Origin of the sequence: Calderihabitans maritimus, assembly GCF_002207765.1 — a bacterium.
GTDB lineage: Bacteria > Bacillota > KKC1 > Calderihabitantales > Calderihabitantaceae > Calderihabitans > Calderihabitans maritimus.
In genome coordinates this window covers 58,353-84,234 of the sequence record NZ_BDGJ01000198.1, presented here as the reverse complement: position 1 = coordinate 84,234, position 25,882 = coordinate 58,353, and the positions used below count along the sequence as shown (strand labels likewise).

Genomic DNA, 25,882 nt, shown 5'->3' with positions numbered 1-25,882 from the left:
CCCAGCCCTTCTTCCACCGCCGTTTTGACGGCTTCCGTACTTCCCAGCTCCATGCGCAGTTTAATTTGCCCCGGAGAAATCCCCGCTTCTTCCAACCCTCTTTCCATAACCCTGCGGGTACCGGAACCCCTTTCCCGCAGCACGAAAGGATAATCTAAAATGTCCTTTAATTCAACCTTTTCCCTTTTGGCAAGAGGGTGCTCCGGGGAAGCAATAAGCAGAAGTCTATCAGACAGAACAGGCCGGGAAACCAGTTTTCTTTCGTCGAACAGGGTGCCCACCATTCCCAGGTCAATTTCCCGGGCCAGAACCATGTCCACCACTTTCTTGCTGTCGGCTACCTTCATATTTACCTCTACCTTGGGAAAATTGGCGGTAAAAATACCGATGTAGCGCGGCAGGATATATTCCCCGGGGATGGTACTGGCCCCGATAGTCAGTCGGCCCCGTACCAATCCTTTGAGTTCGGCAATGTCCTCGTCCAACCGCTGGGATAAAGCGATAATTTCTCGGGCATATTTCTTTAATATTTCTCCTGTTTCCGTCAGGGCAACTCCCCGGCTCAAGCGCTCAAACAGGGGAGCCTGGTAATATTCTTCCAGCGCACTTATCTGAAAAGATATAGCCGACTGGGTGAGATGGAGCTTTTTAGCTGCAGCGGAAAAACTCCCTTCCTCCGCGACGGTGAGAAATACCTGAAGCTTGTGGAAGTCGGGCATTCACATCATTCCTTACCTGCGTCAACTTTCCAAATATAATTATAAGCCAGCTTCCTTAATTTGACCATATAAAGCCGCTCCTAGAGCCCCGACAATTTGCGGGTCGGATGGAATAACAACTTCCGTTCGCAGCCGGGCTCCTAATAAATCGGCTATTCCAGAAAGCAACGCTACGCCGCCTGTAAAAACCAGAGCTGGCTTCAGCCCGACCCGGTGAAGCATCGAGGCAGCTTTTGCACAAACAGATTCTAATACGGCCCGGGCTACAGCTTCTGCTTTAACCCCCCTAGCTAGGAGGGAGACCACCTCCGTTTCTGCAAAAACGGCACATGTGCTGTTGAGGGTCACTCTTTCGGACGTAGCGAGGGCCATACAGGCAAATTGTGTCAGGTCTAAGCCAAGAGTTTGCGCCATAACTTCCACAAATTTCCCCGTACCTGCAGCGCACTTCTCGTTCATCAAAAAGTCCACTACTCTACCGTTATCGTCAAGGCGTATTACCTTGATGTCCTGTCCCCCTATATCTAGAACAGTGCGACACTGGGGATACACAGCGCGAGCTCCTAGGGCGTGAGCCTTAATCTCTGTAATGATTTCATGGGCAAAGGCAGCTCTGGCTGCATGCCGTCCGTAGCCGGTAGCCACCACCCGCCGGTATTTACCCACGTCTCCTAACAATTGAGCTGCCCGTTCCACAGGATTAGGCCCGCTGTCTACAACTCGGGAGAAGGCCAGCCGTCCTCTTTCCCATACTACCATGGCAATAGTCCGGGAACCAATATCTATACCTGCAAACCTCATGGGCTTGGCTACCTCACCACCTCTAAAAAAGCTTCTATCCGGGTACGAATCTGTTCGATGTCTTCTTCACTATAATCAGTTTCGATTCGTAAGCAAGGTATCCCCTTTGCTTTAAGAGCTTTCTCCACCCTAGCCGCCTCGATGCTATAGGGTTGGCAAAAGGACAGGTTATAGTGGATAACACCATCGGCACGATATTCATGCACCAAACGCAAAATATCCTCTACCCGTTCGTGGTTAGGCGTAAAACAGGCGCAATTGATTTGGAAATAACGGTTGGCCAGGTTTACCAAAAGTTCTTCCAGCGTCTCCCCTTCCTCCTGCACTAAATGCTCAAAATAACGAGTTCCGGTACAAGTTTCTTCACATACAACTACCGCGCCGCTGGTCTCTATGAGGTGGTGAAGTTTCCAATTAGGAATTGCTTGAGGACTGCCTGCAATTACAATACGCGGCGCCCCGTTCTTGAAAACCCCGTAGCCCGAGGTTACCCGTTCTTCTAACTCGCTGCATAGTTCTTCCGTCCGCTCGACAAAACGCTGCGGATCGTCGTAAAACGCAATCTGAGTTACCAAAAGAGCGTCTTTCCCACTTATAGGGACCGGATCGTTTTTGCGAAAGCTATAGAGCCGCTTCAGAGCCTTTCTCTTGGCATTTTCCACTCGAATTGCTTCCCGTAAGTGTTCCCTTTCTATCTTCTTCCCAGTTATTTTTTCTACAGTGCCTTTGAAGATACCAACTTCCTCGATCCATGCCTGCCGGTCCTTTTCCCGCTTCATCTGAGGAAGTTCCATTACATAAGTAGGTATGTACTCGTTGAGTATTTCCCACGCCTTCTTTTTATCATCACAAGTTGTTTCCCCTACTAACATGTCGGAAGATTCAAAATAGGGGCAAGTCCTGCTGATTTTCGCACCTACCGAAGCCTTGATCAAGGGACAAACAGTACGCGGCAGTACTTTTTCCCCATCCGGTACCCAAAATTGAGAACCGCCGCATAAACCTATGGCTACACCTCCGGCGGCCCTGATTATTTCCGTAGGAACAAAAACGCAGAAAGTACCGAACACCTTACCGCCCTGCTTCCGGTGTTCGGCCAGTTCCGCCACCCGCATACCGTGAATCTCCGCTATCACCGCATTAAAATAGTTCATCCCCTGCGGACGCCCCGGCTGGTTCAAGTAGACCTCTTCATACAAAGATGGCAAAGCAGCACAAAGAAGATCATGTCTTTCCAGGTCCATATTTAAAGATTGCCATAGATCCCGGTAATCTGACATAAGAACCCTCCTCCCAGACTAACAATAACTTTACAAACAATTCCCCAATAAATTATTAAAAACCTTCAATTCAGCCATCTAATTTTTTAATATATCTGGGTCTGACCAGTTAATTTTTTTGATACGTGTGGTAACACTAACAAAGGATAGGGTTCTTTTACCGGGAGTCAATTTAACCTTAAGATAGCCTTCGGAATTTAAAAATCGCTTAGATTTAGAATCCACACCATGAAAAAAGACGTTGCGTAAGACATCCTCTCCTTACTCCAAGTCGGCATAAATAAAAGCAAAGCGGGTGGCGTGTTCCATTTCATCGGTCATAGCTTCAAACATAATGTCCCGGACTTGGTAGTCAGAGGTAGAGAGCATCATATCCCGATAAAGTTCGGCTGCCTCCAGTTCTCTCTGGAAGGCCTCCTCCACTGCCTCCTCATAGCATTCCACGTGAACCGGCGGAACGGTAATCATAGGCTTCATCCCGGTCAGGAACTGATACAGGTCGGTAAACATTTGGTAGTGTTTTCTTTCATCTTCCAAGGCATGTCTGATATGTTTCTTATGCTCAGCAGGTGCCATTTTTAACATTTGTTCGTACATTTCGATGGCCATCGCTTCATCTTTGATAGCTTTTTGCAAGTTGTTCACGAATTCCTGAAAGTTTTTGAAAACCCCGTGCATAGGGTAGTTGGGTGGATAGCCATAATGATAATAGTACATTCCTGATGGTTGATACATCACTTTTCCCTCCTTGAGGCTTCTTACAACATAATATGCATGTCACGAGCAAAAGGGTTATTGCACCCCAGTCAAAACCTTTAGCCCGCAGAGGTGGCTTGAAATTATGGAAGAAAGATTAAACATTGATCTGTTATCTCCCGAAGCTGTAACAGCCAAGGCCGAAAGTTTGGGTGTGAAAAAGGCTAAGAACACCCTGCGCAGTACAGTGATGTTGGGAATCCTTGCCGGGACTTTTATTGCCCTGGCCGGAGAATTCTATATCATAGCTACCTTTGACGCCAGGGTCGGGCCCAGCTTGGCCAAGCTGTTGGGTGGACTAGCTTTTTCTCTGGGGCTTATATTGGTGGTTATAGCGGGCGCCGAACTGTTTACCGGAAACACTCTGCTGATCATTGCCTACATGACCAGAAAGATTTCGCTGGGTCTGCTCCTCAGAAACTGGATTCTAGTCTATTTTGGCAACCTGCTGGGTAGTCTTTTTATCGTCTTTCTGGTCTACTATTCGGAACAGTGGCGTCTGGGTAACCTGGCCTTCGGTATAACCGGTATGCAAATAGCCCTGGCCAAGGTAAGCAATGATTTCACTACCAACCTGCTGCGCGGAATCCTGGCCAACATGCTGGTAGTGCTGGCCATATGGTTGAGCTACAGCGGAAGGAGTGTTACGGATAAAGTCTTGGCCATTATTTTCCCCATCACCGCTTTTGTGGCTTCCGGCTTCGAGCACAGCATTGCCAATATGTTTTTTATCCCTTTCGGTCTGGTATTGAAAGAAAACGAGGCCGTTCGCCAGGCCTTTATGGCGCAGACGGGAATTTCTTCCCTAGATAATCTAACGCTGGAATCTTTCCTGGTCAACAATTTAATACCGGTAACCCTAGGCAACATTATCGGCGGAGGCTTTCTGGTAGGACTGGTATACTGGTTTGTATATCTGCACAAACGAGTTTAAAAGAAGGTGGGTTAAATTAATGTCCGTAAAATGTTGTAACCAGCAAAAAAAGAAGCCAAAGGACCCGGATATAGAAAAGCTTATCCAAAAGTACCGGGAAACCGACGGCGGCCTTATTCCCCTTTTGCAGGAAACCCAGGATATTAAAGGTTATCTTCCCCGAGAGGTCTTGGAACAGATTGCCGAAGGAATGAAAATTTCTCTGGCCAAAGTTTGCGGCGTCGCTACTTTCTATGCCCAGTTTTCCCTTAAGCCTAAGGGACGCAATACAATCCGGGTCTGCACAGGAACGGCCTGTCATGTGAGAGGCGGGCGGGATATTCTTGAAACCATTGGGAAACAGTTAAAGATACCGGACGGCGGTACTACCGAAGATCGGCGCTTCACTCTGGAAACGGTAGCCTGTGTGGGAGCCTGTAGCCTGGCGCCGGTAGTGGTCATTAACCATGATACCCACGGACAGGTAACTCCGGAGCAAATCCCCTGTATTCTCGACCAGTATACGTAGGAGGTGCCCGCGTTGAAAGAAAAGTTGGCTAAACCCAAAGTAGATCACCAGCCCGACCGGCCCCGGGTAATCGTGGGTATGGGCACCTGCGGTATAGCAGCGGGAGCGAAAAAAGTATGGGAAGCTATTTCCCAGGAAATCCGGCGACAAAATTTGGACGTTGAAGTCCGGCAGACCGGGTGTCTGGGAATGTGCCACCGGGAAGTACTGGTGGAAGTAAGAATTCCGGGGCAACCCAAAGTAATTTACGGTAACATCAGCCCGGAAAGCGTAAAGCGCATAGTACAGGAACACCTGGTAGAAGGCAGAATAGTTAAAGACCTAGTGGTAGGAATGGAGGCCGAAAAGGGAACTCTCCTTGAGGGTATGCCTTTACTGGAAGAAAATCCTTTCTGGAGCAAACAGCTCCGTCTGGTCACCAGGAACTGCGGTATCATTGACCCTGATAGCATTGATGACTACCTGAAGGCCGGAGGCTACCAATCGCTGCGCAGGGTGCTGGCAGAATACACGCCCGAAGAAGTAATCGCCGAAGTGAAAAATTCAGGCCTGCGGGGAAGAGGAGGAGGCGGTTTTCCCACCGGCATCAAGTGGGAGTCAACCCGCAATGCAGTAGGAGACCGGAAATATGTGATCTGCAATGCCGATGAGGGAGATCCCGGAGCTTTCATGGACAGGAGCATCCTGGAAGGAGATCCCCATGCCGTCATCGAGGGAATGATTATAGCTGCTTACGCCGTAGGGGCTCGAGACGGGTACATATACATCCGGGCAGAATACCCCCTGGCTGTTCACCGGTTGATGAGAGCAATCGACCAGGCAAGGGAAAGAAATTTTCTTGGTGACAACATCCTGGGTAGCGGCTTCAACTTTCACCTGTATATCAAGCAGGGAGCGGGAGCCTTTGTGTGCGGCGAAGAAACAGCACTCATCGCTTCTATTGAAGGGAACAGAGGCATGCCCCGGCCCCGTCCTCCTTTTCCCGCCACTAAAGGCTTGTGGGACCGACCCACCAACATTAATAACGTGGAAACTTACGCCAATATTCCGGTCATTTTTCGTATCGGGGCATCGGAATTCGCTTCTATAGGAACCGAACAGAGCAAAGGGACTAAAGTCTTCGCCGTAACCGGAAAAGTTAAGAAGACTGGTCTAGTAGAAGTCCCTATGGGAATCACCTTGCGGGAAATTATTTTTGATATATGTGGCGGAATAAAAGACGACAAAAAGTTCAAAGCAGTACAAATCGGCGGGCCTTCAGGGGGCTGCCTGCCCGAACAACACCTAGACCTCCCGGTCGACTACGATTCGCTTATTTCCGCAGGAGCCATGATGGGCTCCGGCGGCTTGGTGGTACTGGACGAAAATACCTGCATGGTGGAACTGGCCCGCTACTTTCTACAGTTCACCCGCAACGAGTCCTGTGGTAAGTGCACCCCCTGCCGGGAAGGATTAAAACGATTATTGGAAATTTTAAATCGTATTGTCAACGGAAAAGGTGAAAAAGGGGACCTAGACCGGCTCATTACCCTGGGGTCCGTTATCATCAATACTTCCCTGTGTGGCCTGGGTCAATCGGCACCCAACCCGGTGCTCAGTACCATCCGCTATTTTCGCTCTGAGTACGAGATGCATATTGAAAAGAAATTCTGTCCCGCCGGGGTATGCAAGGACCTTACCACCTACCGGATAATCGAGGAAAAATGCAAGGCATGCAGCATCTGCCTGAAACATTGTCCGGCAGGAGCCATTACCGGAGAAAAGAGGACACCTCACCGCATTGACCCGGAAAAATGCGCCAGGTGTGGTATATGTTTAGAAAAATGTCCTTTTGAAGCCATTGTTCGAGCATAGGAGCGTGATACTTATGGATAAGGTAAGGGTAATCATTAACGGAGAAGAATATACCGTTCGCCGCGGGAGTACCATCCTTAAGGCTGCAGAAGCCAACGGTATTGATATTCCTACCCTTTGCTATGAAGAGGGACTACCCGCTCCCGGCAACTGCCGCCTCTGTGTAGTAGAAGTAAAAGGGGCCAGGAAACTGCTGTCGGCCTGCACCACGCCGGTACAGGAGGGTATGGAGATATTCACAGAATCGGAAAAGGTCGTGGAGGCCCGAAAGGAGATTCTCCGGCTACTTCTGGCCAATCACGACCTCCGCTGTCTTACCTGTGCCAAAAATGGCGATTGCCGTCTGCAGGATTACTGTTTTCGTTACCGGGTAGAGGATACTCCCTACCGGGGAGACCAGAAAAAATACCCGGTAGATACTTCCAACCCCTTCTTCATCCGGGATTACAGCAAGTGTATCGTCTGCGGCAAATGCGTCTATGTCTGCGCAGAAATTAACGGTGCTCATGTATATGACTTTATGGAAAGAGGATTTAATACCAAAGTTACGTCAGCCTACGACGATAGCCTGACGGAAACCACCTGCACCTTCTGCGGCATGTGTGTCAACGTATGTCCGGTAGCTGCCTTGGTAGAAAAGTCGGCCGTATGGGCGGCGCGTCCCTGGGAAATTAAGAAGGTTACCACCACCTGTCCCTACTGTGGAGTAGGTTGCCAATTAAAACTTAAGGTGCATGATAACCGCATAGTAGGAGTAACCAAGGATAAATCCGGGTCCAATATGGGCCATCTGTGCGTTAAAGGGCAGTTCGGCTGGGATTTTGTTCATTCTCCCGACCGCCTTACTCAACCCATGATCCGGAAAAGCGGTGAACTGGAGCCGGTATCCTGGGAAGAAGCACTGGACTACGCCACCCGCCGCCTGAAAGAGATCGTAAAGCGCTACGGCCCCGACGCTGTAGCCGGTATTTCCTCGGCTAAATGCACCAACGAAGAAAATTATCTCTTTCAAAAATTTATGCGGGCAGTGATAGGTACGAATAATGTGGATCATTGCGCCCGTCTCTGACACAGCTCCACCGTGGCCGGTCTGGCCACCGCTTTTGGCAGTGGAGCAATGACCAATTCCATTAATGAACTTCTTCAGACGGAAGTGATCCTGCTCATCGGTTCCAATACCACCGAAGCCCACCCGGTAACCGGCTACCGCATCAAACAGGCGGTAAAAGACGGTGCCAAACTGATTGTAGCCGATCCTCGAAAAATTGAACTGGTGCGTTATGCCGACATCTGGTTGCGCCTGCGGCCGGGAAGCAATGTGGCCCTACTAAACGGCCTGGCTCATGTCATCCTGCGGGAGGGCCTGTGGGACAAAAAGTTTGTGGAGGAAAGAAGCGAGGGGTTCGAGGAATGGCAGGAATCAATTCGCAAGTACACCCCCGAGCTGGTGGAAAAACATACCGGCATCCCGGCCCAGGACATTGTGGCCGCCGCCCACCTCTTTGGGAAGGCCGACAGGGCTACCATCGTCTATGCCATGGGTATTACCCAGTATACCTCTGGTACCAATAACGTGCTGGCTATTGCCAACCTGGCCATGCTGACCGGGAATGTGGGCCGGGAAGGTACCGGGGTTGCTCCTCTGCGGGGCCAAAATAATGTGCAGGGGGCATGTGACGTGGGCTGCCTTCCCAACTACTTTCCTTCTTACCAGCCTGTGGAAGATCCGGAGGTGCGCCGGATATTTGAAGAAGGCTGGGGAGCAAAACTGCCGCGGCATAACGGCTATACCGTCACCGAAATGTTTGAAGCGGCTGCCCGCGGTAAGGTAAAAGCCATGTACATCATGGGAGAAAACCCGGTACTGTCCGACCCCGACGCCAGGCATGTGGTGGAAGCCCTGGAACGCTTGGACTTTTTGCTGGTACAGGACATCTTTATGACCGAAACGGCGGAAAAGGCCCACGTGGTTCTCCCAGCCGCGTCTTTTGCCGAAAAGGACGGTACATTCACCAACACCGAACGGAGAATTCAGAGGGTAAGGAAGGCCATTGAGCCCCCGGGAGAGAGCAAAGCCGATTGGGAGATAATACAGCTATTGGCCCGGAAACTGGGAGCCGATTGGAACTACCCTCACCCCAAAAACATTATGACAGAGATCGCTCGCTTTACCCCTATCTACGGCGGTATCAGCTACGATCGCCTGGAAGAAAAAGGAATCCAGTGGCCCTGCCCCCATCCGGACCACCCGGGGACCAAATTCCTGCATGCAGAGAAGTTCTCCCGAGGCAAAGGGCGTTTTCACGTGGTGGAATACCTGCCCCCGGCGGAAGTGCCGGACGAAGAATATCCCCTGTGGCTCAGTACCGGGCGCATGCTATACCATTTTCATACCGGCAGCATGAGCCGACGTTCCAAGGGGCTGCATGAAATCCATTCAGAAGAGCTAGCCATGATCCACCCGAAAGATGCCCAAAAATACCGCGTACAAGACGGGGATACCATTCAAGTAGTCTCCCGGCGGGGCAAAGTAAAAACCAAAGTACAGGTTACGGACCATGTGCCGTCCGGAACGGTGTTTATGACCTTCCACTTCCGGGAAACCCCGACCAACCAGCTAACCAACACCGCCACCGACCCCATATGCAAGATACCTGAGCTCAAAGCCTGCGCCATAAAAATTGAGCCGGTTTAATCATTGTATGATTGCTCCCAGGGCTTCCCTGTAGTAAAATGTTGATAAATACCTTTAATAGGGGGCTTGAATTTGATGATCATTACCACCACACCCAATATTGAGGGACGCACCATTAAGAACTACCTAGGTGTGGTCTCCGGGGAAGCTATTATGGGGGCTAACGTTGTCCGGGATCTCTTTGCCAGCATTACTGACATAGTCGGGGGACGGTCCGGGGCCTATGAGACCAAGCTTATGCAAGCGCGGGAGATTGCCCTGAAAGAGATGGCGGAACGAGCCCGCCACCTAAGGGCCAACGCCGTTGTCGGGGTGGACCTGGATTATGAGGTAGTGAGGGAAGGAATGCTTATGGTTACCGCCAGCGGCACGGCGGTGGAGGTGGAGTAACGTATGGCCAGGGACTTAGGTTTTCAGTTCCTTCCAGGCCTGGTCCACCACAGAATTAATCAGGCTTACGGGATCCTCCGGGATAGATCGCCCATTTTTTTGTAAAAGCAACAGGTACTCTATGTTGCCCTCCGGTCCTTTGAGCGGGGAAAAGGTGATTCCAGCCAAGGCCAGGTTTAACTCTTGCGCCGTGGATATAATCTTTTGCAACACTTCCCGGTGCACCTGGGGATCTCGCACTACTCCTCGCTTGCCCACCTTTTCCCTTCCCGCTTCAAACTGGGGTTTTACCAGAGCTATAATAATTCCACCTGTTTTCAATAACTCAGCGGCCACCGGCAGGACTAAAGCCAGGGATATGAAAGAAACGTCCACCGTAATTACCTCAGGTAATTCCGGCAGCTGTTCCGGCTGCAAATAACGCACATTGGTTCTTTCCATATTGATTACCCGGGGATCCTGGCGCAACTTCCAAGCCAGCTGACCGTATCCTACATCGACCGCTATAACTTTTTGAGCCCCGTGCTGCAAGGCGCAGTCGGTAAACCCGCCGGTAGAAGCCCCTATATCTAAGACGACTTTTCCTTGCAGCGAAATATTAAACTCCCGGAGAGCTTTTTCCAGTTTGAGTCCTCCCCGGCTGACATAGGGTACGGCTTCCCCCAGGATGCGGATTTCCGCGTCTAGCGGCACCGGAGTGCCCGGTTTATCTACCCTCTCTCCATCTACCAGTACTAATCCTGCCATGACAGAGCGCTTTGCCTTTTCCCTACTAGGAAAAAAGTCCCGCCTAACCAGCAGGACGTCAAGCCGTTCCTTATTCTTTTTCCCCACTGGAAACCTCCCATCAGGCCTGTCCTCGTGCAGTCTTATGGTAAGAAACTTGTACCGGAAACCGGCTCAGAATGGCTTTTTTGATTCCTTCGGCAGTCAGGCCATACTTGGCCCGTAGAATATCTGCCTTGCCCTGGGGTACAAACTCATCGGGAATGCCTAAGCACAATACTTCCCTGTCGTTAATTCTCTCCCTGGCCAAGAGTTCGAGAACCGCACTGCCGAATCCCCCGGCCAGCACATGTTCTTCCACGGTAACTATTCTTTTAACCTTACGGGCTACAGCTTTGATTAATTCCTCATCTAAAGGTTTCACGAAGCGACAGTTGATTACACCGGCTTCAATTCCCAGAGAGGCCAGTTCTTCCGCCGCAGCCAGGGCATCATATACGGGTCGGCCGATAGCTAGGATGACTATGTGCTGACCTTCCCGCAGAACTTCCGCTTTGCCCACGGGCAGCGGTTTCACTTCCTGATCTAATCTAACACCCGTTCCTGATCCCCTGGGATACCGGAGCGCTATGGGACCGTCAAAAGTTATGGCCGTGGCCAACATATGGCGAAGCTCATTCTCGTCCTTCGGAGCCATTACCGTCATGTTAGGTATACTGCGCAGGTAAGAAAAATCAAATAGTCCCTGGTGAGTTTCCCCATCCTCGCCGACAATTCCCGCCCGATCTATAGCAAAAACTACAGGAAGATTTTGTAGGCAAACATCATGAAGAATTTGGTCATAAGCCCGCTGCAGGAAAGTAGAATAAATAGCTACTACCGGTTTAAATCCTTCGACCGCCATCCCTGCCGCCAGAGTCACCGCATGCTGTTCAGCAATGCCCACATCATAGAACCGCGCGGGAAATTCCTTGGCGAAAATGTCCAGTCCAGTGCCGTTAGGCATGGCCGCCGTGATACCTATTATTCTCTCGTCTTCCCTCGCCAGCTGTACCAAAGTGTTTCCGAAAACGCTGGTATACGATGGGGGACCATTCTTCCGGATTGGAGAACCCGTTCTAATATCAAAGGGTCCTATACCGTGAAAAGTGTCGGGGTTTTCTTCCGCGGGACGATATCCTTTCCCTTTTTTAGTGATGACATGAATCAGCACTGGCCCTCTGATGGATTTTGCCCGCTTAAATACGGAATTCATCGCCGCTATATTGTGGCCGTCAATAGGACCAAGATAAGTGAAGCCCAGTTCCTCAAAAAGCATCCCCGGAACTACCAGATACTTGAGCGAATCTTTTACCCTTTCCGCCACTTTTACTACCCGCGGGCCAATATGCGGCACTTTGCGCAGCAATGTCTCAAACTCTTCTTTCCCCTTAAAATACATCGGGTCGGTACGGAGACGGGACAAGTAGGAGGATAGAGCTCCCACGTTGCTGGCAATAGACATCTCATTGTCATTCAATATAACTATGAGGTCAATTCCCAGGTGTCCCGCGTGATTGAGGGCTTCAAAAGCCATGCCACCGGTTAAAGCACCGTCTCCTATTATCGCTACTACCTCGTATTTTTCTCCCCGTTTTTCGCGGGCTAAAGCCATGCCCACCGCCGCCGAAATGGAAGTGCTGCTATGCCCCGTATTGAAAGCGTCATGGGGACTTTCTTCCCTTTTCGGAAAACCGCTTATTCCGCCATATTGCCGAAGACTATCAAATTTCTCGCGCCGGCCGGTCAGTAACTTATGCACATAGCACTGATGCCCAACGTCCCAGATAAACTTGTCTTTAGGAGAATCAAAAGTGAAATGCAAGGCCAGAGTCAGTTCCACGACCCCCAGGTTGGGAGCAATGTGTCCTCCGGTCCGGGCAACCGTAGCGATCATTTCCGACCGAATCTCTCCGGCCAGTTGTTCCAGCTGCGACAGGGTTAATTTCTTGACGTCCTTTGGGCCGTTAATCCCGTCCAGAATCCGACCCATTTATTTCACCTTCTTTCTTTTGCCGGAGTTAATTTCAATCCCCATAACCCTGCTCAACCGGTGCAGCAGCCGTCCTACCAGAAAAATTATCTCGTGAGAACGATTGATGGCCAGTCCTTTACCGTAAGCTTTTCCCCCTACCGTCAAGGCGGCAATAAAAGCCGTCATAACCGTTCCGAACAGAAGCTGTTGTTTCCCTCCCGGCTGTCCGACCTGTAGCAGCAGGCGGAAGACAATGGAGGCACCTACCGCACCGCTCAAGGTACCACATACGTCTCCCACCACGTCGTTACAAAAACTGGCTACCCGTTCTGCATTCCTTACTAAAAAAATAGCCTCCCGGGCTCCCGCGATCTTTCTGGACGCCCGGGCATGGAAAGGAGCTTCGGATGCCGCCGCTACCGCTACCCCAACAATATCAAAGATTATTCCTATCAGAATAATTAACACCAAAAGCAGGAAAGATAATACCAATGAAGTGAGGTGACTTAAAAGAGTCTGGGAGCCCAAACTAATGGCTATAGCTAAAAAAAAAGTCCCTACACCGATAAATAAAGCATGTTTCCAACGATTATTGTTGCCGGAATTACCCACGGATATTCTTCTCTCCTCAGGGTTAAAAATAAAACCCAGTTTATGTAATGTGTTTGGGTGGGTGGTAACTTGCCGGGTAAACTTTGTGGCTTAAGGTCTAGCAGGATTTCCCAATAGTCCACCGGCCGTCACCGCACCGGCGGTTTCCCTTTAAGGACTATTCTGTGCCGTCGCCGGTCACAGGGCTAGATTACCACTTAGCACACACTTTAATCCCCGGCAAGCCTTACCTCTCAAGGTAAACAGTCTAGGAGTTTTCCTCAACAGACCAGACCGACTTCTAGCCTCTTTTGCAGTGATGGTTTCAAAACAAGGTACGCGGAAAAGCCCGTGGCTCCGAGCCTCTCCGGTACACTGTATTATTATCCACCATCACCACTCAAGGCAGGCTACGCTGCACCCAGCACTCCTCGCACCGAATGCAGGTTCACACCCCAAGCCGTAGCCTGCCGGGAGCCAGCCGGCAGTTACCACGCACTTGGGTCTCCGCGGGGACGGGGTCAACGCCTACATGCCCTTGTAGGTCGCCCCACCCCCTTAACTCCCAGCACCGACCCCCGACGGGGCGTCAGCAGCCAGCACCAGGAACTTCATCGATGTGCCCTTGACGGATTTTTAGGCCCGTCTTCAAAGCCGGTTGGCCTGACTAGAATACTGCACCACCCACCGCCTAGGAATAAACTATGTCAAGATTACTCTCATTATTTAGTCCACATTAATATTTTATATGCAGAACGTTATTATAACAATTTTCCGCCTCCATTGCAAGAAATGGGTTGAACTAGGTAGACCTAATCTCAGAGGTCGAATACCAGCTCGAGGACGGGTCAAATGGAATGGCCATACTAGTACTCTCTATTCAGCAAAAAACGAGCAATCATCCGCAGCGGTTCTGCTTCCTTCCCGAAATTGGAAAGGCATTGCAGCGCGCGGTTCACTTTTTCCCGGGCTATAGATTTGGACCTCTCAATCCCGTAGAAAGCGGGGTAAGTAGCCTTCTTCTTTTTCAAATCACTACCTACCCGCTTGCCCATCTTCTTCTCTTCCCCTTCTAAATCAAGTATATCATCAGTTATTTGGAAAGCCAAACCTAGGTTGTCTGCGTATTCCGCCAAGAAGAACAGTTCAGGCTCTTCTGCACCTGCCAGCATAGCTCCCACCCTGACGGACGTACTTATCAGGGCTCCTGTCTTCCGTTTATGAATACTTTCTAAGGTATCCCCGTCTACCTGAACTTCTTCCGCCTGAAGATCCATGACCTGGCCGCCGATCATCCCGCCAGTACCTGCCGCCCGGGAAATTTCCTCTATAACCTTAAGAGCAGCCTCGGCACTGATATCCACCATTTTAACCTGCTGCGCTAACAGCGTAAAGGCATAGGTTAAAAGGGCATCACCGGCCAGTATGGCTATGGCTTCCCCGAACACTTTGTGACATGTCAACTTGCCTCGACGATAGTCGTCATCATCCATAGCCGGCAAATCATCATGAATTAGTGAATAAGTATGGATTAACTCCAGGGCGCAGGCAGCCGGCACTACTCTGTCTGTTCTGCCCCCTACCGCTTCTGCCGCCGCCATACAAAGGATGGGACGCAATCGCTTTCCTCCGGCAAAAACACTGTATCGCATCGCCTGGTGAATGGTGACTGGAGGTTGGTTTTCAGGAGGTAGGTATTGATCCAGCGCATCATTTATGAGCCTAATTCGCTCTGCAAAATATGCCTGCAAGTCCACTACTCTTTTACACCATCCTCTTTCTGCTCCTGGAAAGCTTCTAAGACGAGTTCACCGTCCGCCTTCTCTACCAGCAGAGAAACTTTTCTTTCTGCAGCCTCTAATTTATGGTTGCAAAATTTAATTAACTTAATGCCCTCTTCAAAATGCTGCAGGGAATCTTCCAGAGACAGGTTGCCCGTTTCTAAAGCCCGAACTATTTTCTCCAGGCGCTCCAACGCCTGTTCAAAAGTCAAATCCTTTATTTCTGCCAATGTAAATCCTCCTTTTTCTCCTCGACCCGACAGTGAAGAACACCCCGCCGCAGGGTAACCTCCACTAATCCTCCCACTTCTACCTGATCACTATTATTTATTATCTTTCCGCTGTCAACCTCCCTGCAAAAGGCATAACCCCGCTCCAATACCGCCAGGGGACTTAAACTGTTCAATTGACCCGCCAATCGCTGCAAAACCTGCACCCTTTCGCCAAGCCGGAGTTCCATCTGACGGTGGAGTTCCTTTTCCCATAAATCAACCGCCTGGCGTGCTTCATTAAGAAGAGTCTCCGGCCTCTGCATAACTGGACGACCTTGCAAATTTTCCAACCTGTTCCGGCCCCACTCCAACTTTCGTTGCAGCGCCTGCCTCAAACGCTCAAAAGAGGCGTTTAGATTTCTTCTAATTTCTTCCTTGACAGGAACTACCATTTCTGCCGCAGCGGAAGGCGTAGGCGCCCGGCAGTCGGCCACAAAATCAGCAATGGTAAAATCGGTTTGATGTCCTACCGCCGAAATGACCGGTATGCGTGAGGCATAAATAGCTCGTGCCACCGGCTCAGTGTTAAATGCCCACAATTCTTCCAACGATCCCCCGCCCCGTCCTACTATTATAACTTCCGCTTCCCCATGACGATTTAAAAGTTCTATAGCAGCGGCAATCTCTGCCGGTGCCTCCTCTCCCTGTACCAGGGCAGGAGCAATAATGAGTTCAACATTCGGAAAACGCCGGGTAATAACGGAAATAATGTCCCGCAGGGCAGCCCCAGTAGTAGAAGTAACAATACCGATTTTGCTAGGCAAAACCGGTATTGCGCGTTTACGAGCAGAATCAAACAAACCCTCTGCTTCCAGTTTCTTCTTCAATTGTTCGAAGGCCAAATGGAGATCTCCCAGCCCATCGGCCCGTAGTTCCTGGACATAAAGCTGATAGAGGCCATCTCGCTCGTAAAGAGATACATAGCCCCGCGCAAGGACCTTCATCCCATTTTCCGGCTGGAAAAGCAAGCGGCTGTTCTGACGCCGAAACATCACGCAGCGCAGGGCGCTACCGTCGTCCTTCAAGGTAAAGTACATGTGTCCCGACGTATGGTGCTTAAAGTTGGAAATTTCACCGCGCACCCATATATCTCTCAATATTTGGTCGTTTTCTAAAAGTTGCCTAACGTGACGATTAACCTCCGTTACGGTAAATACCTGTTGCGTTAACACTTGCGCCGGGCCGCCTCCACCGTGTTCTTTAGGAGCATAGTAATAGTCATAGGACCTACGCCACCAGGTACCGGAGTAATCCAGCTGGCCTTTTCGGCAGCGCTTTCAAAATGTACATCTCCGACCAAACGTCCATCATCGAGCCGGTTAATTCCCACGTCGATTACAACCGCACCTTCCTTAATCATGTCCCCGGTAATCATTTCCGGACGGCCTACTGCCGCAACCAAAATATCTGCCTGCCGGGTTTCTTCCGCCAAGTTTTGGGTTCGCGAATGACAGATAGTTACCGTCGCATGCCTGGCCAAAAGCATCATAGCCACCGGCTTGCCAACAATATTACTGCGACCAACTACTACCGCCTTTTTCCCTTTGGGGTCGATTCCAGCCTTATCTAGGAGAACCATACATCCGTGAGGGGTACAAGGATAGAAGCATTCATCACCAATTACTAAATTGCCGACGTTAGCCGGGTGGAAACCGTCCACGTCCTTGTCCAAAGAGATAGCATCAATAACGGCCTTTTCGTCAATATGGTCCGGTACCGGTAATTGTACTAGGATACCATGAATTTTGTCATCATTGTTCAGTTTATGAATCAGTTCCAGCAACTCTTCCTGCGTAGTTTCCTTCGGTAGACGGTGTACTTCTGAGTAAATACCAACGTCTCCACAGGCCTTATGCTTATTACGTACATACACTTGCGAAGCCGGGTCATCACCTACAAGAATAACCGCCAGTCCCGGGTGTACTCCCTTGGACTTAAGCTCTTCTACTTCCCTTTTAATTTCTTCCCGGACCTCCTGAGCAATCTTTTTCCCATCCAAAATGTTAGCCGCCATTTTTATAAAACCTCCCTTTTCATAATAATTGTGTTCTGCCCGGCAATCAACACCCGTTGTTGCTGGAATTAGCCGGATATTAAAGAGCCCGTGCTTGGTTGATTAAATAGGGCTAAGGGAAGGGTTAGGCCTTTACTACCTTGACGGCCCCCGCCTTGTATTCAGGTATCTTAGCAACCGGATCGAGGGCCGGGCCGACTAGCCGGTTTACCGGTGCCTCGGCAAAGTGGAAGCTCAAGAATACTACTCCCGGAGCTACCCTTGGCGTAATCTTTGCTTTTACCTCCACTTCCCCGAAGCGGGAAATAAGTTTTACCTTCTGCCCATCCCTTATTTCCATCCGCACGGCATCTGCCGGGCTTATTTCTACATAAGGTTCGGGGCAAACCTCCTCCAGTCCTTTAGCCCGCCGGCTGATGGTGGCATGATAGTGGAAGTGGATACGACCGGTAGTAAGAACGATCGAATATTCTTCGTCGGGGACAACTGCAGCCGGTTGATATTCAACAGCATGGAATTTCCCTAAGCCACGGGCGAATTTATCTTTGTGTAAGAATCGGGTCCCTGGGTGATTCTTATCGGGACAGGGCCACTGCAGACCGATATCGCCAAGACGGTCGTAACTGATACCGGCGTAGCTGGGAGTGAGCCGGGCAATCTCTTCCATAATTTCCTGCGGGGTGCGATAATGCATGGGATAGCCCATACCCCGGGCCACATCCTGAATTATCTGCCAATCGGGCCGGGCTGTGCCCGGTGGGTCAAGAGCCCGCTCCAGTTTTTGTACCCGCCGTTCCGTATTGGTAAAGGTACCTTCTTTCTCCGCAAAGCCGGCCGCCGGTAGGATTACGTCGGCATAACGGGCCGTCTCGGTAAGGAAAATATCCTGCACTACCAGGAAATCCAGTTTCTGCAAGGCCTCTTCTACATGCTTCGAATCCGGATCCGTTAGCACCGGGTTTTCACCGACAATGTAAAGTCCTCTAACCTTTCCTTCCCCTGCCGCCTTTAGCATCTCTACCAGCGTCAGGCCCGGCTTAGACGGAAGCTCAACTCCCCAAGCTTCTTCAAATTTCTTACGAACCTCGTCATCATCCACCCTCTGATACCCGGGGTAGACGTTGGGCAGTCCGCCCATATCGCAGGCACCCTGCACGTTATTTTGTCCCCGCAAGGGATTAACCCCAGTACCTTCCTTTCCAATGTGGCCGCAGGCCATAGCCAAGTTGGCTAGGGCCATAACGTTGTACGTCCCGGTTACATGCTGGGTAATCCCCATTGCATAGTATATACTAGATCTCGGGCCCTGTGCATAAAGACGAGCCGCCCGCCGGATATCCTCTGCCGGTACGCCCGTGATTTCTTCCACATACTCCGGCGTGTACTTGGCAACTACTTTCTTGACTTCGTCAAAGCCTTCCGTGCGCGTTCGGATAAATTCTTCATCATACAACTTTTCTTCCACTATCACATGTAGTAGGCCGTTAATAAGAGCCAGATCGGTTCCCGGTTTCTGCCTGAGCCAGATATGGGCGTATTCAGTCAGTTCAATCGCCCGGGGATCGGCCACAATAAGTTTGGCCCCGTGGTTTCTCACCGCAGCCTTAATCTTTTGCCCGATGATGGGGTGGTTTTCCGTGGTATTAGAACCGATTACCAGAATACAATTCGCCTTTTCCACTTCAGCAATTGAATTGGTCATTGCCCCGCTACCAAATGCTGTTGCCAGACCGGCAACCGTAGAAGAGTGTCAGAGACGGGCGCAATGATCTACATTGTTCGTTTTCAACACTGCCCGTGCGAACTTCTGTATCAGGTAATTTTCCTCGTTAGTACACTTGGCAGAAGTTATCACGCCCAGGGCATCGGAACCATACGTATCTTTAACATGCTTCAGACCCCTGATTACCGTATGCAAGGCTTCTTCCCAAGAGGCTTCCCGGAACTTGCCTTCGCCTTTTTTCCCTTCCCGGATCAGGGGGGTAGTCAAACGCCCTTCATCATGAAGGAAATCGCAACCAAACCGCCCTTTCACGCATAACCAACCCTGGTTCACTTCCGGATTGTCCCATCCCATTACCTTAACAATCCGGTTATCATGTACGTAGAGCTCCAGGTTACAACCCACTCCACAGTAGGGGCAAATGCTTTTCACCTTCCGCATCTCCCATTCTCTCACTTGGTAACGGCGGTTTTTCTCCACTAACGCCCCTACCGGACATACCTGCACGCAGTTGCCGCAGTAAACACACCCTGCTTCCTCGGAGGAAACTTCTTTCCCGTCTTTAACTGTTGTCACCTTGCTGTTAAAGCCGTTGTCTACCCAGTCCAGGACGCCTCTTCCCCGTACCTCCCGGCAGGCCTCAACGCAACGACCGCAAAGAATACACTTTTCATAATCCCGTACAATAAACGGGTTGTCCTTCACCACCGGGTACCGGTAAGTGTCAGTTGTTACCTCACATTCGGTTATACCCTGCTCATAAACAAAATCCTGGAACTCACAGTTTCCTGAACGGTCGCAGGTGTAACAACCGTTGACCGGGTGGGCGGCAATGAGCATCTCCAGTGCACTCTTGCGCAGTTCCTGAACTTTGGGGGTATCGGTAATAACTTCCATCCCCTCTTGTACCGGTGTATCGCAGGCAGTCACCGGTTTTTCCACCCCGGACACTTCTACCAGACACATCCTGCAATGACCCATAGGTCTCAGTCTAGGGTGATAACAGAGGGTGGGAATAGAAATACCGATTTTACGGGCAGCTTCCAATATGGTTGTATTTTCATCAACGGTTACTTCTTGCCCGTTTATCTTTAACTTAACCATTATCCACGCCCCTCCTTCTTAATCATAAGCCGATCTAAGCAACCAAACCTTCCCCTTCAATCGAAAGCCTATTTCCCCCAAGCGTCATCAAAGCCCAGCCAGCTCAATACCTGCAAGTACCGGCTGGAAGTAAAAGGCTGCAAGAGCAATTCCCGCCAAAGCGACCACCAAAGTTATATTTACCAGCAAAGGGGATGTTACCGGTTGCTCTACTGAAGGTTGGATGAAATACATCACCCGTATCACATTTACGTAGTAGTACAGGGAAATAGCACTGTTTATAGCCGCAATAATTACCAGAACCAGCAACCATCCACCCTGCTGGATGGCTCCCCAGAAGAGATAAAACTTGCCGAAAAAGCCCGCCAGCGGAGGTATCCCCGCCAAGGATAGCAGGCATAGCGTCAGGCCCAAGGCGAGGAAGGGATTTCGCCAGTGTAACCCGGCATAATCGGATATGAGATCGCTGCCGGTCAGGTTTGAAAATGCCACCACTACCGCAAAGGCTCCCAGCGTCGCAAACAGGTACGCAAACAGGTAAAAGGTAACCGCTTGAGATCCTACAGCACTGGCCGAAGCCACACCTACCAAGGCATATCCGGCATGAGCCACACCTGAATAAGCAAGCATCCGTTTGATATTAGTCTGGCGCAATGCCGCTGCATTCCCCCAAGTCATGGTAACTGCGGCCGCGAACCCTATCCAAGGCGCCCAGGTCGCAGCCAAGGAATGAAATCCCGTTAACATCACCCGCACAAACACCGCAAAGGCCGCCGCCTTCGATCCAACGGCCAAGAAGGCAGTAACAGGAGTCGGCGCCTCCTGGTAGGCATCGGGAACCCACATGTGGAAGGGTGCCAGGCCCATTTTAAAGCCGAAGCCCACTATGAGAAGGAACAAGCCGATCAAGAGCAATGGGCTGCTCCCGCTGTCTACCATCTTGGCAATCTCTATCAAATCGGTCTGCCCGGTCAGTCCGTAAACTAAAGCCGCTCCGTAAAGCCACAGGCCAATGGCAAAGGAACCCAGGATAAAGTACTTAAGAGCTGCCTCCGTTGCATTTTTATCGTCCCGCCGGTAACCAACCAGGGCGTAAAAGGAGAGGCTGATAAGCTCGATGCCAACGTAGATGGTTACAAGCTCCCGGCTTGCAGCCGTAACCATCATTCCCAGCAAGGCGGTAAGCACCAGCCAGAAAAATTCTCCCCTCCGTCCCGGCAGCCGCTCCAAGGAGGAGATGATAAGCAAATAAACCAACAGAGCGCCGGAGATAAAGATAATCTTAAAGGCAACGGCCAGTCGGTCTACCACAAATACGCCGTTGAAAAGATTATCCTCTACCCCTAACAGCCTGAAACTGGCCAGAAGGGCCACCACCAGCCCGAGGACCCCGACGGTTCCCAGTCCCTCGCGCCGGTTGCTCTCCGGCAACATGAAGTCCAGTACTAAAACCAGTAAAGCGGTAACGGTTATGATAATCTCCGGGGTTAGTAACCACCAATTCACGCTTCCTCGCCTCCTATCTACCTGAGCAAGGCCATCAAGCTAGGATGGCTCCAATCAGTTATCAAGGCAGGATAGACGCCTACCACAATTGTCAGGCCCATCAAGACTACCAGGGGAATATATTCATAAACTTGACCCATATCCGTTAGATGAGACCAACGCGGGTTAAGAGGACCGTAGAATATCCTTTTAACCATCCACAGCATATATCCGGCGGTCAACACAATCCCGAAAACAGCAATGATGGTCGGCACTTGCAAAACAGGATATGATCCTAGGAACACCATGAATTCGGCGATAAACTGGCTCATACCCGGTAATCCTAACGAAGCCATGCTGGCCATAATAAAGGCCACTCCCATGCGCGGAATTTGGGCTACCAGGCCTCCTTCCAGTTCCGGTATCTGCCGGGTGTGGGCCCGTTCATAGAGTAAGCCGATCAGGAAAAACAGCAAACCGGAAACTGTTCCGTGGGCAAACATTTCTAAAACTGCACCATTCAACGCTACCGGCGTTAAGGCGGCTATGGGGAGCAAGACAAAGCCCATATGGCTTACGCTGGACATAGCGATCATGGTCTTCAAATCCTTTTGTCCCATGGCGACATAGGCACCGTATATAACATTTATCACGGCTAGAGTCGCCAGTAAAGGAATAAAGGCTTTAAGACCTTCCGGCAGGAGCCCCGCATTGATGCGGATGAGTCCGTAGCCCCCCATTTTCAAGAGTACCCCAGCTAGGATCATACTGATCGGTGCCGGTGCTTCCACGTGAGCATCAGGCAGCCAGGTATGGAAAGGAAAGACGGGAAGTTTTACGCCAAATCCCAGGAACAGGAGGATAAACAGTAGTGCTTGTACCTGAGGAGCAAATCCTGCCCGGCTCAAATCCACCAGGTCGAAGGTAGGACTGGGAGCCAGGAAATACATGGCTAAAAATCCGGCCAGCATAAAAGCACTGCCTGCCATGGTGTAGATTATAAACTTCATCGCTGCATATTCCCGCCGTTCGGAACCCCAAATTCCTATCAAGAAATACATGGGGATTAATTCCAGTTCCCAGAAAAGGAAGAACAGAAACAGGTCTAAAGAGACAAATACACCCAACACAGCCGTTTCCAAAATCGTAACCAGTAAGAAGTACTCTTTAGTCCGGTGCTTAATGTTCCACGACGCCAGGATGGCACACACAAATATGAAAGTGGTTAGAATTACCATCGGGAGGCTTATCCCGTCCACCCCAAGGTGGTAACTGATAGCAGGCGAGCTCATCCAGGTCGCCTTTTCTACAAACTGAAATCCGGCCAAACGGTTATCATAACTGAAGTACAGAACAAGAGATAAGAATAAGTCTATCAGAGCAACGACTAAGGCTGTACCTTTAATTAACTTCTCCTGCTGTCGTGGCATAAAGCAAATTAAGAGAGTTCCCAGCAACGGAAGCCAGAGCAACGCCGAGAGCCAGGGCATAATATTATTTCCCTCCCCCAATTCCAGTTCATATATTCCAGAATAACGCAAAGTACACGATACTGATGGTAGCCGCCGTTAAGATAATTACCGCATAAAACTGGAAATAGCCGGTCTGCAATCGTCTCAGACCCATGCCGATAACATCGACAAACCGCGCCACGCCATTTACCAAGCCGTCAATTACCGCTCGGTCGAACCAGGCCAGGAAGTAAGCCAGACCAACCGCTCCATATCGCACAATTACTCCATAATAAAAGTTTTCAATATACCATTTGTTGGAGAGAAACTTAAATAACCAGGGTAGCGAGCGAGCCATTGGCTCTTCGGTAACTCTGCGTCGTCCATAAATCAACCAGGCCAGGAAGATGGCGCTAATCGCAACCAGCGTAGAAACCACCATTAGTGTCAGAGCCAATGAGTTAACTCCTGCCTCATGGTGCTCTTCCGGACTGATAAAAGCGGCAAAATAGTTATGCCACGGAGTTCCCACCAAGCCTACAACTATCGCAAATACAGCCAAAATAAGCATGGGGATGGTCATGGTCGGAGGTGATTCGTGAATGTGGTGCTTCTTCATATGCTCCGGAACATCGCCCCGGAAGGCATGGAAGTAAACGCGGAAGATGTAAAAGGCCGTGAAAAATGCCGCCACCAACCCCAATATTCCCAAACCTACATAGCCGGAGTGGAAGGCCGAGTAAATTATCTCATCTTTACTCCAGAAACCGCTGAAAGGCGGGATTCCAGCCAAAGCCAGCGAACCGACCAAGAAGGCAAAGGAAGTGATTTTCATTTCCTTTCCCAGTCCGCCCATATCTTTCATATCCTGAGAATGGACGGCGTGGATCGCACTACCGATAGCCAGAAACAGCAAGGCTTTGAAAAAGGCATGGGTTGTAAGGTGGAACATACCCACGCTCGCCGCCCCAGTAACGCCTAGGGCCATCATCATATACCCCAACTGGCTAATGGTGGAATAACCGATAACCCGCTTGAAGTCGGTATAAACCAGAGCAATAGTAGCCGCAAAGAAAGCAGTGAAGCCTCCGACATAAGCTATAACCAATAGTGCTTGTGGTGACATGGCTACTATCGGCATCACCCGTGCTACCAGGTATACACCTGCTGCCACCATGGTAGCGGCGTGAATCAACGCACTCACCGGGGTCGGACCTTCCATAGCGTCGGGTAACCAGGTGTGGAGCGGAAATTGAGCGGATTTACCAACTGCTCCGGCGAAAATCAAAATACCTGCCGCCGTTAAAGCGGAAGAACTAATTTCCCCTGCCTCGGCAAACTCAAAAACCTCCTGAAAATTCAAGGTAGGGACTGCCGCTACCAGCACCAGTATCCCCAGCAAAAAGCCTACGTCCCCGATACGGGTGGTAATGAAGGCCCTCATTCCTGCTAAGGGCGGGGGAAGTGCGACGCCAGGTTGGTCGTACCAGAATCCGATTAAGAGATAAGAGCACAAGCCTACCAGTTCCCAGAAGATAAAAATTTGCAGAAAGTTATTGGCCGCAACCAAGCCCAACATGGAAAAAACAAATAGGGACAGGAAGGCGTAAAAACGGGAAAAACCCGGGTCTCCATGCATGTACCCGAAAGAATAGATAAATACCAACAGCGAGATCACGGAAACGACTACGAACATTACCGCGCTCATGGGGTCAAGCAGGACGCCCATCTCCAGCTTTAATTGGCCCAAGTCCGCCCATAGAAAACTCAGTTCAGTTTCTTTTCCGGCCCATACGGACCCAAAAACAGCCAGAGAAAGGATTAGAGAAATCGCCGTCCCGCAAACTCCTACCAATCCGCTGAGTACCGGCCTCTTATAGGTAAAGGCCACAATTACGATAAATGCCAATAACGGCATGGCCGGAATAAGCCAGGCATACTGCACCATACTTCACCACCTTCATCATCCCTTAAGATTGGAAAACTCATCGGTAGAGATAGTACCATGCTTTCTCTGCACGGCCAAAAATATCCCCAAGCCCAGGGCAGTCTCTGCTGCCGCCACCGTCAGCATAAAAATAACAAAAATATACCCTACCGCTAAGTCAGGTGCAAAATAACGGGAAAAAGCTACCAGAGTTATTCCTACGCCAGTGAACATCAATTCCAGGCACATAAAAACAAAGACTACATTGCGCCTGGTAAGTACACCAAAGGCCCCGATGCTGAAGACTATCGCCCCGATTACCAGATAATTAACCAGAGCCATGTTCCTTTTCCCCCCTCTCATGGCCCCGGCTTGTGTACATAACAGCACCTACCAGGGCTACCAACAACAACAACGACACCAGCTCGAAAGGCAACAAATACTGTCCCAACAACGTCTGTCCCAGGTCATTCAGCGACAGACTCCTGGAAACTTCTACCGCCTTGATCGTGTTGACCTCCCTAAACGCAAACAACATAACGAGCAGGAAGACAACCGTGATAATCAATCCTGCCCAATGGTTGGTCGTCTGCGGGACCTCCACCCCGGGCAATTGAGGCGTGAGCATGATCACAAAAGCAAAGAGAACCGATACTGCTCCGGCATAAACCATTACTTGTACCAAAGCAAGAAATTCGGCTTCAAGGAGAAAATATAGACCTGCAGCTCCCAGGAAAAAGAAAACCAAAAACATAATTGCCCGGGACAAATTTCTCATGGTAGCTACCATCAGGGCAGAAAGCACGGTTATCAACGACAGTACCACAAAGGATAGCTTAAAGAAAAAACCGTCCATG

Annotated in this window: 22 protein-coding genes; 5 read left to right on the top strand and 17 right to left on the bottom strand. The window is 50.3% G+C overall.

All coding sequences use genetic code 11. The annotated features are described in order from the left end of the window. The 4 genes from KKC1_RS14830 to KKC1_RS14815 all read right to left on the bottom strand — a co-directional run. Positions 1-719, bottom strand: a 719-nt coding sequence (locus tag KKC1_RS14830; protein WP_088555193.1) for a LysR family transcriptional regulator, incomplete at its 3' end; no start/stop codon positions are given. A gap of 39 nt (positions 720-758) precedes the next feature. Continuing rightward, on the bottom strand, positions 759-1,520 hold the full coding sequence (locus KKC1_RS14825) for an acyl-CoA dehydratase activase (protein WP_088555192.1): 762 nt from the start codon (positions 1,518-1,520) through the stop codon (positions 759-761). 8 nt (positions 1,521-1,528) lie between these two features. Continuing rightward, positions 1,529-2,800 carry a double-cubane-cluster-containing anaerobic reductase gene (locus KKC1_RS14820; RefSeq protein ID WP_088555191.1) on the bottom strand — a complete coding sequence of 424 codons (1,272 nt, stop codon included), beginning with the start codon at positions 2,798-2,800 and terminating at the stop codon, positions 1,529-1,531. Between the two features lie 261 nt (positions 2,801-3,061). Beyond that, positions 3,062-3,535 carry a ferritin-like domain-containing protein gene (locus KKC1_RS14815; protein WP_088555190.1) on the bottom strand — a complete coding sequence of 158 codons (474 nt, stop codon included), beginning with the start codon at positions 3,533-3,535 and terminating at the stop codon, positions 3,062-3,064. A 106-nt stretch (positions 3,536-3,641) separates the two neighbouring features. On the opposite strand from KKC1_RS14815, the gene KKC1_RS14810 reads away from it, so the two are divergent. The 5 genes from KKC1_RS14810 to KKC1_RS14790 all read left to right on the top strand — a co-directional run bounded on the left by KKC1_RS14810 (position 3,642) and on the right by KKC1_RS14790 (position 9,937). Continuing rightward, positions 3,642-4,490, top strand: a complete 849-nt coding sequence (locus KKC1_RS14810; protein ID WP_088555189.1) for a formate/nitrite transporter family protein — start codon at positions 3,642-3,644, stop codon at positions 4,488-4,490. Positions 4,491-4,509: 19 nt separating this feature from the next. Beyond that, entirely contained in the window at positions 4,510-4,998 is a 489-nt protein-coding gene (nuoE, locus tag KKC1_RS14805; RefSeq protein WP_088555188.1) for an NADH-quinone oxidoreductase subunit NuoE, read from the top strand. A 78-nt stretch (positions 4,999-5,076) separates the two neighbouring features. Continuing rightward, a complete protein-coding gene (gene nuoF / locus KKC1_RS14800) occupies positions 5,077-6,852 on the top strand; it encodes an NADH-quinone oxidoreductase subunit NuoF (protein WP_088555206.1) in 1,776 nt (591 codons plus the stop codon). Positions 6,853-6,865: 13 nt separating this feature from the next. Then, complete coding sequence (gene fdhF / locus KKC1_RS16935) at positions 6,866-9,547, top strand: formate dehydrogenase subunit alpha (protein WP_088555187.1); 2,682 nt, start codon at positions 6,866-6,868, stop codon at positions 9,545-9,547. Positions 9,548-9,622: 75 nt separating this feature from the next. Continuing rightward, a complete protein-coding gene (locus KKC1_RS14790) occupies positions 9,623-9,937 on the top strand; it encodes a heavy metal-binding domain-containing protein (protein WP_088555186.1) in 315 nt (104 codons plus the stop codon). A gap of 15 nt (positions 9,938-9,952) precedes the next feature. Here KKC1_RS14790 and KKC1_RS14785 read toward each other — a convergent pair whose 3' ends face one another. The 13 genes from KKC1_RS14785 to KKC1_RS14725 form a co-directional block, all read right to left on the bottom strand. Continuing rightward, on the bottom strand, positions 9,953-10,771 hold the full coding sequence (locus KKC1_RS14785; protein ID WP_088555185.1) for a TlyA family RNA methyltransferase: 819 nt from the start codon (positions 10,769-10,771) through the stop codon (positions 9,953-9,955). A gap of 13 nt (positions 10,772-10,784) precedes the next feature. Continuing rightward, positions 10,785-12,695, bottom strand: a complete 1,911-nt coding sequence (gene dxs, locus KKC1_RS14780) for a 1-deoxy-D-xylulose-5-phosphate synthase (protein ID WP_088555184.1) — start codon at positions 12,693-12,695, stop codon at positions 10,785-10,787. Beyond that, on the bottom strand, positions 12,696-13,289 hold the full coding sequence (locus KKC1_RS14775) for a hypothetical protein (RefSeq protein ID WP_088555183.1): 594 nt from the start codon (positions 13,287-13,289) through the stop codon (positions 12,696-12,698). Between the two features lie 845 nt (positions 13,290-14,134). Then, a complete protein-coding gene (locus KKC1_RS14770; RefSeq protein WP_238134327.1) occupies positions 14,135-15,025 on the bottom strand; it encodes a polyprenyl synthetase family protein in 891 nt (296 codons plus the stop codon). After that, positions 15,025-15,279 (bottom strand): exodeoxyribonuclease VII small subunit, encoded by a 255-nt coding sequence (xseB, locus tag KKC1_RS14765; RefSeq protein WP_202820113.1) that lies wholly within the window; start codon positions 15,277-15,279, stop codon positions 15,025-15,027. The genes KKC1_RS14770 and xseB overlap by 1 nt, the downstream gene beginning before the upstream one ends. Next, positions 15,267-16,493: an exodeoxyribonuclease VII large subunit gene (gene xseA / locus KKC1_RS14760; RefSeq protein ID WP_088555182.1), complete on the bottom strand. Its 1,227-nt coding sequence runs from the start codon at positions 16,491-16,493 to the stop codon at positions 15,267-15,269. The genes xseB and xseA overlap by 13 nt, the downstream gene beginning before the upstream one ends. Further along, a complete protein-coding gene (folD, locus tag KKC1_RS14755) occupies positions 16,487-17,335 on the bottom strand; it encodes a bifunctional methylenetetrahydrofolate dehydrogenase/methenyltetrahydrofolate cyclohydrolase FolD (protein ID WP_088555181.1) in 849 nt (282 codons plus the stop codon). Before folD ends, xseA begins: the two co-directional genes overlap by 7 nt. A gap of 124 nt (positions 17,336-17,459) precedes the next feature. Further along, positions 17,460-20,162, bottom strand: a complete 2,703-nt coding sequence (gene fdhF / locus KKC1_RS14750) for a formate dehydrogenase subunit alpha (protein ID WP_088555180.1) — start codon at positions 20,160-20,162, stop codon at positions 17,460-17,462. Positions 20,163-20,249: 87 nt separating this feature from the next. Then, positions 20,250-21,668: an NADH-quinone oxidoreductase subunit N gene (locus tag KKC1_RS14745; RefSeq protein ID WP_088555179.1), complete on the bottom strand. Its 1,419-nt coding sequence runs from the start codon at positions 21,666-21,668 to the stop codon at positions 20,250-20,252. A gap of 17 nt (positions 21,669-21,685) precedes the next feature. Then, the gene (locus KKC1_RS14740) at positions 21,686-23,137 is read right to left on the bottom strand and encodes a complex I subunit 4 family protein (RefSeq protein ID WP_088555178.1); all 1,452 of its coding nucleotides are present in this window, start codon (positions 23,135-23,137) and stop codon (positions 21,686-21,688) included. A gap of 28 nt (positions 23,138-23,165) precedes the next feature. After that, complete coding sequence (gene nuoL / locus KKC1_RS14735; protein ID WP_088555177.1) at positions 23,166-25,046, bottom strand: NADH-quinone oxidoreductase subunit L; 1,881 nt, start codon at positions 25,044-25,046, stop codon at positions 23,166-23,168. A gap of 15 nt (positions 25,047-25,061) precedes the next feature. Further along, entirely contained in the window at positions 25,062-25,367 is a 306-nt protein-coding gene (nuoK, locus tag KKC1_RS14730) for an NADH-quinone oxidoreductase subunit NuoK (protein ID WP_088555176.1), read from the bottom strand. Further along, entirely contained in the window at positions 25,354-25,881 is a 528-nt protein-coding gene (locus KKC1_RS14725) for an NADH-quinone oxidoreductase subunit J family protein (protein WP_088555175.1), read from the bottom strand. Before KKC1_RS14725 ends, nuoK begins: the two co-directional genes overlap by 14 nt. Position 25,882: the final 1 nt, after the last annotated feature.